Origin of the sequence: uncultured Tenacibaculum sp., assembly GCF_947499065.1 — a bacterium.
Lineage (GTDB): Bacteria > Bacteroidota > Bacteroidia > Flavobacteriales > Flavobacteriaceae > Polaribacter.
On record NZ_CANMMT010000005.1, the window covers coordinates 88339 to 101700 of the forward strand.

13 protein-coding genes are annotated in these 13362 nt (G+C 28.8%); 8 read left to right on the forward strand and 5 right to left on the reverse strand.

What is annotated here, in order from left to right:
* Positions 1-49: 49 nt before the first annotated feature.
* Complete coding sequence (locus tag Q0958_RS11865) at positions 50-787, reverse strand: hypothetical protein (RefSeq protein ID WP_299123336.1); 738 nt, start codon at positions 785-787, stop codon at positions 50-52.
* Between the two features lie 698 nt (positions 788-1485).
* Between Q0958_RS11865 and Q0958_RS11870 the strand changes: the two genes are divergently transcribed.
* From Q0958_RS11870 to Q0958_RS11885, 4 genes are all read left to right on the forward strand, one after another.
* Entirely contained in the window at positions 1486-1881 is a 396-nt protein-coding gene (locus tag Q0958_RS11870) for a hypothetical protein (RefSeq protein ID WP_299123337.1), read from the forward strand.
* On the forward strand, positions 1863-3101 hold the full coding sequence (locus Q0958_RS11875) for a hypothetical protein (RefSeq protein ID WP_299123339.1): 1239 nt from the start codon (positions 1863-1865) through the stop codon (positions 3099-3101). Before Q0958_RS11870 ends, Q0958_RS11875 begins: the two co-directional genes overlap by 19 nt.
* Before the next feature lie 204 nt (positions 3102-3305).
* Positions 3306-4247: a hypothetical protein gene (locus Q0958_RS11880; RefSeq protein ID WP_299123341.1), complete on the forward strand. Its 942-nt coding sequence runs from the start codon at positions 3306-3308 to the stop codon at positions 4245-4247.
* A gap of 2 nt (positions 4248-4249) precedes the next feature.
* Positions 4250-4795 (forward strand): hypothetical protein, encoded by a 546-nt coding sequence (locus Q0958_RS11885; protein ID WP_299123343.1) that lies wholly within the window; start codon positions 4250-4252, stop codon positions 4793-4795.
* On the opposite strand, the gene Q0958_RS11890 is transcribed toward Q0958_RS11885, so the two are convergent.
* Positions 4790-5008: a helix-turn-helix domain-containing protein gene (locus tag Q0958_RS11890; protein ID WP_299123345.1), complete on the reverse strand. Its 219-nt coding sequence runs from the start codon at positions 5006-5008 to the stop codon at positions 4790-4792. The two genes, Q0958_RS11885 and Q0958_RS11890, sit on opposite strands and share 6 nt — an antisense overlap.
* 93 nt (positions 5009-5101) lie before the next feature.
* Between Q0958_RS11890 and Q0958_RS11895 the strand changes: the two genes are divergently transcribed.
* Positions 5102-5545 (forward strand): hypothetical protein, encoded by a 444-nt coding sequence (locus tag Q0958_RS11895; protein ID WP_299123346.1) that lies wholly within the window; start codon positions 5102-5104, stop codon positions 5543-5545.
* A 20-nt stretch (positions 5546-5565) separates the two neighbouring features.
* Positions 5566-6909, forward strand: coding sequence for a hypothetical protein (locus Q0958_RS11900; protein WP_299123348.1), 1344 nt, complete (start codon positions 5566-5568; stop codon positions 6907-6909).
* Positions 6910-6998: 89 nt separating this feature from the next.
* On the opposite strand, the gene Q0958_RS11905 is transcribed toward Q0958_RS11900, so the two are convergent.
* Together Q0958_RS11905 and Q0958_RS11910 are read right to left on the reverse strand one after the other, a co-directional pair.
* Positions 6999-7784: a hypothetical protein gene (locus tag Q0958_RS11905; protein ID WP_299123350.1), complete on the reverse strand. Its 786-nt coding sequence runs from the start codon at positions 7782-7784 to the stop codon at positions 6999-7001.
* A gap of 833 nt (positions 7785-8617) precedes the next feature.
* Complete coding sequence (locus tag Q0958_RS11910) at positions 8618-9520, reverse strand: DNA cytosine methyltransferase (RefSeq protein WP_299123352.1); 903 nt, start codon at positions 9518-9520, stop codon at positions 8618-8620.
* Between the two features lie 300 nt (positions 9521-9820).
* Here Q0958_RS11910 and Q0958_RS11915 point away from each other — a divergent pair, with 300 nt between their 5' ends.
* Positions 9821-10465 carry a recombinase family protein gene (locus tag Q0958_RS11915; protein WP_299123354.1) on the forward strand — a complete coding sequence of 215 codons (645 nt, stop codon included), beginning with the start codon at positions 9821-9823 and terminating at the stop codon, positions 10463-10465.
* A 331-nt stretch (positions 10466-10796) separates the two neighbouring features.
* Complete coding sequence (locus Q0958_RS11920; protein ID WP_299123356.1) at positions 10797-12572, forward strand: recombinase family protein; 1776 nt, start codon at positions 10797-10799, stop codon at positions 12570-12572.
* Here Q0958_RS11920 and Q0958_RS11925 read toward each other — a convergent pair.
* Positions 12569-13333 carry a TIGR02757 family protein gene (locus Q0958_RS11925; RefSeq protein ID WP_299123358.1) on the reverse strand — a complete coding sequence of 255 codons (765 nt, stop codon included), beginning with the start codon at positions 13331-13333 and terminating at the stop codon, positions 12569-12571. The genes Q0958_RS11920 and Q0958_RS11925 overlap by 4 nt on opposite strands.
* Positions 13334-13362 lie beyond the last annotated feature (29 nt).

Below are 13362 nucleotides of genomic sequence, written 5' to 3' on the forward strand. Positions count from 1 at the left end.
TTCCTTACTTAGTTCGAATATTTGAAAAATAATTTTCAATCTTATTTTATTAAGGATTTACGTGAAAAAGTTTTTTTAACTCAGTTCTTCTTAATCTTTTATACTCTCTCCAACAAGAGCAAGTGATATTAGAAAACTTATGTCTTAACACTTTTTCAACCCCTTCAAATCCATTTTTGTTTAATAATTCATCAATCTCTTCTTTTACAATATTGGAAAGTAATTTATCTTTATTATTATAACTTACATATAGATTTGGGTTATCTAAAGTTATTCTTTTTAAATATGGAGCTAGTGGTATTACTCCATCTATATCTTCAAAAATAAACATACTTCCAACATCTTTTCTCTTATTACCAATCTTATAGTTCTCATTGAATTCTTTTAAATCAGAATAATACCAGTTATCATTGCTCTCTGTTAAAGCCCAATGAACGGGGTTCTTTTTTGTGATTTTCACAGTCTTTACATGCTCAGATTCTAGAAGTTTTAAATCTAATGAGAATAAGAAAGGCCCATATAAGTTAGCTCTATTAAATTCTTCATGAATATCTATGGCATCCAGAAAAATACCATCCCAAACACCAATTTTCTTATCCTTTTCATCTGAATATTGTTTGGTCTGAAATAGTTTATTATCCTCTATATATTTTCTTGAAAAAAGACTTTTATTGTTTAAAAATGTTTTAGAAGTCGATATTGTATTTGCGTGATAAAGAAACTTAATCTTTTTCTTGGTTAAAATTTTAAATAGCTCTTTAGGGTCTAAATCATATTTTGATTTCATTCATTTTTTTTAGCTTACCCTTAGAGGTAAGATTAGCATTGTTTTTTGAACTCCTAATTTAATAAATAAAATTTAGATTAAATCATCTAGTTATGTGCTATATAATTTTTTTCCGAAACTTGTTAAACTCATAAATTCATTTATTTCATGTCCAATACTACCAATCATATTATCAAATAATAGTGGTTTAGATGCCAAGTCTTGAATGAAAAACTAAAAATCTCCTTTATTTATATTGTAGTGCATATGGTGTCTAAATTGATTCTTCTTTTTTCATTTTCTCCCCATTTTCTTAAATACTCTCTCCATACATAATGCTGCTTTTTAGTAATTTCTAAATTCATAGTTTAATTCAATGGATTTATATTCATGTAAAATACATCTATATAAAACTATTTTAAGTGATATACGGTCTATGCATTTGTAAATATTAAAAGGAAAGTTCTATTTATTTAAGCAATTACAAAATCTATAATATTAGCAAAAGATTTTGCCAATACATTAAATAAGAATTTTTAACTATTGTTAATTACAAAAATTCTCTTTTTTAGCCAGATATAATATTCACTAATTATTGTTTTTCAATTAAAAATAGAGAAAACCACTATGAAAATATAGGGTAAAAAACCTATGTATAGGTACTTAAATAAAATGGTTCTTTAATTATTTTTAGATTTTGTAACCAAAAAACACCTTATATGATTACTAAAGATTTTTTCTCTATTGATATAGAGATTGATGGTTTTGAAAATGAACTTCAAAACCACTTAATGGCAAACGAATATCAGTTTACACTTAAATGGACGCAAGGAAAAGCTATTGCCCTTCTTAATGCAAGTCTTCAAGTAGGGAGGAAAAAAATTAATTTACTAAATCAACCTTATTCCGATAATGACGGGACTATAAATATTCCTTTAGGCTTAATAGAAGGGAATATAATAAGGGTTTATTTTAGAGTTTACGCAATTACAACTGTTCCTAAAATGAAAGCATTTTTAATTGATAAGACAAATAGAAAAATTGTGAAAAAGAATCCAGCAACTAGTGCTACTAAAAAATTAACTAAAGGAGAGATATGGAATTCAAAAGTTTAAAAATTGGTATAATATTATTTATGTTCATTCAAACAATTAATGCTCAACATAAATTAAAAAGGGCTCACTTATATAATTCTTATACAGGGTTAAATGCTGATACAGATTTATTCAATGATATTAGTTTAAACTCTTTTGAAGCAATATCTACAAACATTCAATTCTCTAAAAATAATGATTTACAGAAAATAGTTGTTGTTCCAATGAAACTTAGAAGCCCAAATTATGAAAACTATAATTTTTTATTTAATACTAAATTAAATTTGGCTCAAAAAGGAGGAATTACAACTTTTGGTATTGGTTTTACATTTGATAATTCAATTGCTGAAAGTAAAAGAGGTATTAAAATTTTAGAGAAAATTAACCCAAATTTTAATGAGAGTTATCTAAATAAGAAAAGAATTTTAGATAAAAAACTTAAAAAGAAACTAACTGAAGATTTAATTAAATATAAGGATACATTATTAGTAAATCTTATAGAAAAAGTGTTAAATAAATTAGAAGAGAACAAAGATGGTTTTTTCTTAGAGGATTTATTTTTTGACCCAATAAACGATAGTCAAAAATACACTTATTATAAGAACTTAAAACAATCTTATGATAAAAGTACAAAAGCTTTTCTAGATTATTTATCCATAGATTATTATAAAAAACTTATGGAAAATAGTACTAAGATTACATTTGGAGGAAATATTTCTTTTTTTGAAATACTTGGAGGAGATAAAATTGATTTAGATAATGATGGTTTAATAGATAATGCAGAAAATATTAAACAAAAAAACTTGTCTTTAGGAATAACTCGAATTGAGAGTGAAAAATTAGGCTGGAGTTTTACTGGTTATTATCTTCAAAAAAGGTCAAGTCCTAAATCTGGAGAAAAGTTTAATGATTATTACGGTTTTAGCGCTGCTGTTGGACAGAGAATATTTATCCTTAATAAGGAATATAAAAAAACAAAAGAATATATAGAAGGGTTATTTATTTCTAGTATTCACGCAGGATTGTCATTTGAATATTTAAAATGTAATGAAAGTATAGCTAAATGTGAAAATGGAATAAGTAAGAAAAGTATTATAACTCCATATATAGAGTTAAAAATATCACCCAAAAATCAATTTAGAATTGGTATACCTATTACAAATCAAAAACAATTGGATAATAGCCAAAGTTTAATAGGACCTTTTTTACAATATAGATTAAATATTGCTGGCTCTAATTAATACTTATTGCATTTTCTAGTATATGTGAGATTTTTCTACTGGAATAAGGTAGGTATAGCTTCTGTCACAAACAATGCTCCAAATGCTACTGTAGAAGATAATTCTTAGTAGTAAATTAAATAATTAGAATATGCAAGAAGATGGACTTAGGTTCATCTTTTTTTGTATATTTAAATGATAATAATTTAAACCCCCGAAATTTTAATGGCTAGTCATAATTTGTTTTTAGGAATGTACTCTTTAGGTATAAAAAAGAAATTTGGAAAGAATTCAGATTTAATTAGTACTAATGATTTTTTAAGTAATGCTTATAATGATGTTGAAAAGAAATTTGAAGAAGGATTTGTTCAAGATATTATTAAACAATTGGATACTGAAAAGTCATTTAAAAACAGTAAGAATACACATGGTGGAATTTTAGAGAAATTTGATTTTAATAACTCTGAAAGGACTTTAGATTTGTTGATTAATGGAGGATTAACAGGCGTGAAACAATATATAATAAATGAAGAAAAAGAAAAAAAAATAGTATCAGATAAAGATATTGTAGGTTTAGTTTTTTTCGCTAGAATCTGGTTTCCTTCAAATTCTAATTCCGCTTTTATTTTTATACAAAAACATGGTTCATTAAGTATAAAACCTCTTTATGATGAGCTACTTAAAAAGGTGTTAAATCCACATGATTTTGGAATCTTAGGTAGAAAATTACAAGCAACTACAACTAAAAGAAGGCAAAAAGAATTTTTGAAAAATTCTAATGTTTTAGATATAACAATTGTTAGTAAGAAAAGTGTTTTTGACACTGCTTCAATTTCAGCTAAAACAGCTACAATAAAATTTAGTAGTATTAAAAATAGTTCACAAAAAGTGGATAAGAATGATATCAAGACCCTTTTACTAAGGCATGGGGTTTCCTTTGACGATAAAGGAAGTGTAATAAAAGTAACATATGGTCGAAGCTTTGAGAGTTATAAAGAGAAAAAAACTGTAGAGATTGATGATACAGAAGAAACAATTAATATTATTCCTAATATAAAGGTACCTAATGAATGTATCAATGCAGATAACTCTCCAAATTTTAAAAAGATGCAAGGATTTGTAGATGCAGAAATGACACAAATAATAAAAGAAGCTAAAAAATCTTAAAGATGTTAGATTTTAAAAGTTACCAAGAAATTAATTCAAAAGCTATTAAAAGTATTAAAACTGATAGTGATGGTGATACCATTTCTGATTGTTTTAATACTTTAGTTTTCTATTTTCTTTTTTATGCTTTACCTCTTCTTTTTTCTATTTTAATATTTGTTTATGATGTTAAAATTTCTTCTTTTGATAAAGTTACTGCAACAGGCGTTGCTATTTTTACGGGACTTTTTTTTTCTTTGTTATTGAATATAAGTTCTAGGATAAGAATCGAAAAGGATAACCCTAATATTGACAATAAAGCATTTGAAAGATATAAGAATAATATGAAACAAATTGCTAATATCACACTATATATAATTTCTTTAGGTATATATATATTGTCATTATTGTTAATTAATCATATATTGAAAGATGCGTTATCGAAGTATGTAGAAATATCTCTTACTGCCATTATTTTTTTTATGATTATAAGATATTTAATATCGATTCTTTTTATGATACAAAGATTTAGATTCATCATAAGAGATGAGATTGAAAATATATTATAGTTTTATCTGTTTAAAAAAATCTTCCAAACTAACTTCCCTAGCTTCACATATTTTACTTAAAGTTTTCAAAGGAATTCTATACCCATCAGATTGAAGTAATTTTCTTACGGTCTTCTCATCAATATTATGGTCTAAAGCAAAATTCCTATTAGACTTACTTTCTGAAACCCACTCTTTTGCTATAAAATTACACACTTTCTTATTGATATCCATAAGACAAAAGAATGTATTGTTATAAATATTAATGCGGACGAACGACCGCAAAAAGAAAAAATAATTTATATTTGAAGAAAATAATACTCAAATATGAAAACAAAAAAGATTGTAGTACTGCTAATACTCGTATTAGGGATAAGCTATTATATCCACGATACATACTATGCTAAAAAGAATTTATCAGCTCCAAACATTCCGCTAGATTTAAGTGGTGATACCAATGAGAAAAAATCATACAACTCCAATATCAAGCCTTTTAACACCATTAAAACAAGAATCTTTGGAGAAAGTAAATACGCAGTACAAAAGCTGCTAGGTAAGCCCAATAAAGTACTGTCTTCGCAAATGTATTCTAGTTGGTCGGTGCTAATCTACTATCGAAAAGTTCGTGATGAATTTGATAATGATAAAGTAAAGCACCTCGCTGTTTGGATTGAACGAGATAATCGTTTGAATTCAAAAGTAACCAAAGTAAAGTGTGTCACTCCTAATTCTTATTTAAGAGTTGGTACATCAAAGATTAAACTTCCATAAAAAATAAAATAATCATTTATATGAAAATCAAAATAATACTATTGGTAGGATTACTTGGGATTAGTAATTCACTATCAAGTCAAAATGCTGTTAAATCAGAAGAAATTATCACAAGTGGAAGAATAAGAAGTCATATTCCATATGATTTAGTTTCAAATAGAGTACATAAAACCGTTATCAATGAGGATGGAGGTATTCTATCGCTACGAGCAGTAACTAAATATTACGCTAGAAGTAAAAGTGTTCCTAAGAATGAATTCTCAATCATAACCAAAGCACGAAAAAACATTATTGCTCTAAACACTTCTCAAAGTTTAGAAAACATTACAGTATTTAGAAATAACAGTTCATTAAAAGATTACGATAAAATATATACAGCCAAATTCACCAATAAAGGAATTACTGTTTTTCGAAACTACATGGCTAATAATAGGAATTACCTAAATGAAAAGTTTTATAAGAATAATTTTGAATCCAATAGCAATGGAAATATAGATACACATGAAATTGAAAGATATAAATTAGGTTGTGGATTGATTGCAATTAAAACGAGGTCTAAATTTGATAAAAAGCGTCATCTATTCATTTCAAAAACGAATGATGGTAAGTTAATTGAAGTGGATTTATCAAAGATTAGTAATTCGTTTGACAGTCAAAATATCTTTAAAGGATTGTTGCGAACTTCAAATGGTGTACAAAAGATAAACACAGATTGGGGAATCAAAGCAATATTTGAACATAATAAAGTTGTAACAGTATTCTTACTAGTAAAAAATAATTTACTACCAGTTCAGATTGATTTGAAAACATCAAAACAAAAAGTAATTAAAAGCTCTATACTATCAAACGGAGAATTCTTTAGAGAACATAAATATATGACGGAGAGTAGTGGAGATGTATTCTATATGCCTTTTTCTGGTGGATTTGTAAATATTGCAAGTGATTTAAAGTTCACAGGAGCAAATACGCCTTATTTATTTGAATTGAAATTATACGATGAAAACCTAAAGCTAATCAAACAAAAAACGATTAGAGATTTCTATTATATTCATCATGTAGCAGAATCTAAAGATTACTTAGTTATTGGTGGTTATACCAAGTCTAAGGGCTATATGGGCTATCAAAATCCAATCATACAGATAATCAATAAGTCAACAATGAAAGTAACTCAAACCATTGTTATACCTCCAAAAAATGGAACTGTAGATTATATAGGGTATAATAAGACTGGACAAATATTTATAGACATATCAAGTCCGTACTTAGGTTATCAAAAGAATTCAGATATTAAAAGAGTCTCTAAAATAATTATTGATGAAATTGATGCTAATGGAAAATTGAAAAATAATTTATTTATGAAATAATATATAGTTTAAATAAATGTAATAAAGTTAAAATCCGCACGATCCGTGCGGATTTCACTTTATAATTAAATTTTAATTATTATAAATCATTATTGATTATCATAATAATCTTGTTCAGCTTTATCATATCTAGCCGTTTCATAATCAGTTTTAAATTCTTGATTTCTGATTTTAATATGTTTCCATTTGTGCTTACATTCTACATCAGTTGGAACATTGTTTTTCACATAGATTTCTTCTTTCAACCACTCTTTATATTTCTTATCAGCTTTTTTAGAAATACAAGGGCTACGCTTATTGGTATGTGACATTAAACCTTGAAATAATTCCTTTTTAATAGATTTCAATTCTTTTTCAGCTTTATTCCTAAACGTATAAAAATCTAATAAACCATCAGAATTGGTATGAGTACTTACCAAATCAAACATGAAATTTTGAATGTAATCGTGTTCTAAATAGGCAACGTTTCTATTTAAATATTCTTGAAGTAAATCTTTTTGCTGTTGAATCTTTTCTTCCAACTTAACATCTACTTCTTTTATTACGGGAGTTTCTTCAACTTCAGTTTTCGTTGGATTTAGATTCCCAAACTCTGAAATGGTATAATGAAATCCTCTGGGTAATTTGGTACGTTTGACGTAACCACATTCTTCTAAATTCTTGAATGCAGCTTTTACGGTTTTGTTACTAATCTTGAAACGATTCTCAAATAGTTTATAGAAAGCGTTGAAGTTTTCAGCATCTGCTAGTAAGCTTATTAAAATTCTAAGTGCGTTGGCACTTAATCTCTGGTCGTACAGCATACTGTGATGTACGGTGGTAAACTTGGATTTAGTTAAATCCTTTTTTATTACCTTTTTGTTTTTCTTTGACATTTATCATAACGTATAATATCTTTTGTTATTTATAAAAGCTCGGTTGGAGTGATATAACCACGTTGAAGTAACATGGACCTCCAACCTAACTTTGATTAAGTATACTCACCAATTGGAGAAAAGTCAAGGGTTTTGAGTAAGAAATTTCAATATTTTTTCACTTGGTGATAATCAGATTCTCCAATAGCGGTAATAACTACCCCTATAATAGGGGAACTTTTGGTACCCCTTTACTATATAAGTAATATAACATCTTCATTTATGGAGGTGGTTCCATTTATATTCCACCACACTCCAAAACGAATATTAAAAAAGAGGAGTGCGGAATCTTTGAGAATTAAGCAACTTCCAATAAGCGAAGCGTATTTAAAACATCAAGGAAAATAACTGAACCCGTACTGATTCCATTAGCACGTAAACGCTGAAGGACTTCCAACCTAAAACAGCGTGTAATGCTCATAGGGGCGATTCCACATCAACGTGTAAACAAACCACCAACCAGTTTTAAAGATTCTCAAAAGAGCCTCCCTCCCCTAATATTCGCAAAGGTTTTTACATGCTGTGACCCTTGTTACTTATACCAATTAGCGAAGCGAAAAAACACAGTTCGCATTGCTTCGTAAAAATTTTGGTAAAATTTTCACCAACTTATTTAGGAGGGGCGACTGTCTCGTAGCCGTTGAATCTTCAGCCGTATGCGTTCCAACGCCATTTGATTCTGAAGTATCAAGATTTCGTTTCTAAGCAGTTTCTTCTTATCCTCGGACTGAAATTGCTTCAACTCCAAATCTTTCAACTGCATCCTGTTGGTTAGGTCCTGTAGCTTGTTCTGGTTACTCATTCGTTGTGGTATTAAAATCTGGGTGTGATAGAATGTGCTTGATAACTTCCAAGGTGAAACTGTTTCCGATAGCGTGATGACTCGGTGTTTTCTTCAGTATCTCACCAACGTAACCAACTGGTAAAGTTTGCATTCTTTCCAATTCTGATGTGGTGAACGGTCTGAAGAGTTGCTTCACTTCATCGTCTGTCATATCTTCAATCAGTTCAAGTTTACGTTCCTTGGATTCGTAACAGAAATCTTTATTCAAGAACACAATCTGTCCGATGGAACGTGTTAGATAACGTATCAGTCCATTACGTGTATACGGAACATTCTTAGTCAGTATCGCATTGGCTTTGCGTTTATCCATCCAGCCATTCTCAATGCTTTTCTGCAAGATTATTTTGTTATCCGTTGGAATAGTTATATTGGAGATGTTCGTCCAATACAGACGATTTCTGAGTGCGGGACCAACCAATGAACTATTGATTTGAATTGGTTCAACACCTAACAATTCAGATATTATTTTACGGTCCTGTTTACTCATACTTCCAACGTTTTCCATTAAGAAATATTTAGGTTTTACTTCTTGAAGTATACGCAACGCTTCATAAAACAATCCAGAGTTTTCGGAGTTTAAACCTCTACGATTAGAATTTAGTACTGTCAAATTCTGGCATGGACTACCGAATACCATCAAATCGATTGGAGGTAATTCAGACGTATCAACATTTCTGACATCACCAAGTTGTATTGTCCCTGGGAAATGATGCTGAGTTACTTTGATTGGATTCTTGTCAATTTCAGAAGCGTAATAATTATTGATTGGGATGTTTAGTTGTTTTAGGGCTAACTGCGCCACGGATATGCCATCGAAGAGCGACAACACATTGATTCCTTTTTTTGTATTCATAGATTGTTTTATCTATAAATAGTTGCGAAATCAGTAAAAGTCCTTGGTTAGATATTTTAGGGACAAAAAAGGAGGTAATCCCAATAAGGGCGGGAGGTTCCGTAAATAAAAAATATAGAAATACTGGCACGGGAATGTTTTTCCTTGTATCCTTGAATCGTGTTATAAAAAAAGGTGTACGATTTCCCATAACGGCTGGGACTATTAAATACAGGGTAAAAACCAAGCAAAATGACCTTGAAATAGATACCAACCTTTTTTTATAACAGCAAATGAGTATAAACGTAAATTTTAGTAATTATGACACAAGTAGCAATTTTTGGAAGAACATCAACACAAAAACAAGATTATCAACGTCAAGTTGTAGATATGCAAAAAGTAGCTGATAGATTCAATTATGAGGTTGTAAGTATCATTACTGAAAAAATAAGTGGCGCAAAGAAAAATGAAGAGCGTGCTGGAATTCAACAATTATTGGAAGAAGCCCGAGCGGGAAAATTTCAAAAAGTATTAGTTACAGAAGTTTCACGACTTGGACGTTCAACATTAGAAACATTAAAACTTGTTGAAAAACTTCATCAATTAAATATAAGTATCTATTTGCAAGACTTGAATGCTGAAACATTGAATGAAGATGGTGAAATGAATATGCAAACAGAGATAATGTTACATATGTTATCCCTATTCGCTAAAAATGAAAGAAGAACTTCAATTGCTAGGATTCGTTCTGGGATGGAACAAGCCAAAATTAATGGTACTCATTGTGGTAGACCCAAAGGAACAAAAGAAAATAAAGAAAAGTTTTTAGCGAAATATTCTAAAGTTGTAGGAGGTTTGAAAAGAGGTTTTAGCGTTAGAGAATGTGTTCAACTTTATTCTGTATCACTTGGAACTGTAGCAAAAATCAGAAAGTTAATTTTTAATAATTTAGAACTAGCAGCCTAGTTTTTATCGAAGAATTAGGAGCAAAAAAGTACAGTTCTTAAAAAAATAGGTTGCACTTATGAAATAAAAGTGTGATATTTGTTAGAGATGGTAATAACCTATATCCCATCCAATTACGCTACTCTGTATTATTACCAACCTAAAGAGTAGTTACAGCAAACAAACATAAACCACACCTTATCTAAATGATATCCGTTGTATGCGGTTATCTGACCATTTTTTGATTTTAACATGTTAAAATCGAGCTAGGATAACTATGTCAAATAGTTACCGAAAAAATAAAATAGTAATGTTTGGCTATGAGTGAAATAGCTGTAAAAAAGAAAAAAGTATGAATAAATCAGTATTAGCAATTTATGCTCGAAAATCAGGAAGTAATAAAAATGATACAAGTATTGAACATCAAATAAATGGCGGTCTAGCTTATGCTAGAGCAAATGGTTTTGATGTTATAGAATATGTAGATGAAAATATTTCTGGAACTAAAGGTCTGGATACTTTTGATGTATTGGATTCTAATTTCAATAAAGTGGAGTTTCTTGATAGGCCAGAATTTGCACAAATGATAATAGATATTAAAAAAAACAAAATAAATGCAATTTGGGTATACAATCAAGATAGAATTGAGCGTAACACAAATATATGGTTGATGTTTGCAACGTTGGTCCTTGATAATAAAATAGAATACATTGTTAATGGTCAAATTATTAATCTTAATGACCCCATGACTAAAATGATGAGTACTATTTTTTCAGTATTCAACGAGTATTATGCTATGACAACTTCTTTAAGAGTACGTCCAGCACATAGGATAAATGCAGAAAGAGGTAAAACTCATGGAATGATAGCTTATGGATATAAACGAGATTCAAAAACAGGTAAATATGCAATTGATAAATCTCAAGCTGAAATTGTAAAGGAAATTTTCGACATATACTTACAAGGTAATCATGGAGCATATAAAATTGCTGAAATTTTAAACAGAAGAGGTGTTAAGACATCTTACGCTACTAGAACAGGATTTTTTAAACAGAAAAGAAATATCCACCAAATAGACCGAAAGAAAGAAGATACCAAATGGTCTGGTTCTAGTATTAGTAGTATTATTAAAAATACGATATACAAAGGTTTTAAGTATCATAGTGATATCAGAGTAGAAACACCTATAATAATAGAATCTAAAATATGGGAAAAAGTGAATACAATTCTACATTCTAAAAGAAGAGTAGGAAAAAGAGCTACATATCATTACCTTTTAGAAGATATTATTTTTTGTAGTCATTGTAAGAACCTTGTAATTGGAAAAAAACGCTTAAACAATAAGGAAAGTGCCTATAAATGTTCAACAAAACAACGCGACATATCTATTTGTAAAGAGTCAAGAGGTTTATCAATTCCTAAACTAGAAACATTTATTATTAAACACTTATTTGAGAACTCTTCTCTTAAAGAGATGCTTATGGAGCAACCACAAGACAATAATTTAATAAAAGAAACAGAAGATAAAATTGATAATACTAAGAGTAAACTATCTAAGTTGAGAAGAAAGAAAACAAATCTAATGGCATTACTTGATAATGACAAATTAGAAAATACAGATGAAATGGTAGATTCCTTAAATAAAGTAAATAGAGGTATATTAAATGCTCTTGAAAATATTCAAACGCATTCTAATCGATTAGACACCTTAAATCAAACGAAACGTAGAATAGAAGTTAAAAATACTATAGAAGATATTGCAAATGATTATTCGTTTGAAACTTTACGAAGAGGTATAAGAAACCTTATAGAAAGCATCAAGTTACAATATGTAAACATTGGTGGTAAACGTTATCATAATATCTACATTAATTACGTAGGAACTAAAACAACTACTATGTTTAGAACAAATAGAACTGCAATAAATTTTGAACTTATTGGGATTCAAAAGCAGCAGCCCACAAGTGTGTTGGTTACTAAAGAGCAGCAAGGTTTTTTATCACAGTCATCAATAGGAATGGAAATGTTAGAAAGATATAGTAATACAGAGTCCGATACCTTTATATCTGTAGGTCATTCTTTATTTAATATTAAATTAGATAAAAATGAATTAATATTATTTGATTAAAATTCTTCAAAAACCCCTAATCCAAATAAAGCAAAATCATATTTTACAGGGTCGTTAGCATCAAATTTACGTAGCGAATTATCTAATTCAGCTAAGGCTTTACCATCATTTTGCTTTCTAGTTAAAATACCTAGTTTACGAGCTACATTTCCAGAGTGTACATCTAAAGGACAGGATAATTTAGAAGGAGAAATATTTTTCCAAATACCAAAATCTACCCCAGAATTATCATTTCTTATGAGCCACCTCAACCACATATTAATTTTCTTACATGCGGAATTTTTAAAAGGGTCTGAGATATGTTTGGTAGTTCTGGAGGGGTGAGGTATTTCAAAAAAAATCTTTTTAAATTCATGTATAGCAGGCTGTAAAGAATCATTTGAAGCATGAGTGCAAAATATATTTTCTAATCCTTTATGGTTTATATAAATATGTTTTAAAGCTTTAATAAAGTATGAAAAATCAATAGAATTAAAAGTTCTATGTACAAATCCTTCTAAATTTTCTAAATGATATTCTTTATGATTCATTACAAAATCATATGGAGAATTCCCCATTAAATCCATCATACGATTTGCATTTTTAATAATACTTTTCCTATTACCCCATGCTATTGTAGCTGCTAAGAAACCAGAAATTTCTATATCTTGTTTTAAAGAATACTTGTGAGGAATACTAATAGGGTCTGACTCTATAAAATTAAATCTATTATATTCATTTACTTTAGAATCTAGAAAGTCTTTTAATTCGTTTGAATTCAATTATTTTTATTTTTAAAAATTATATCTTT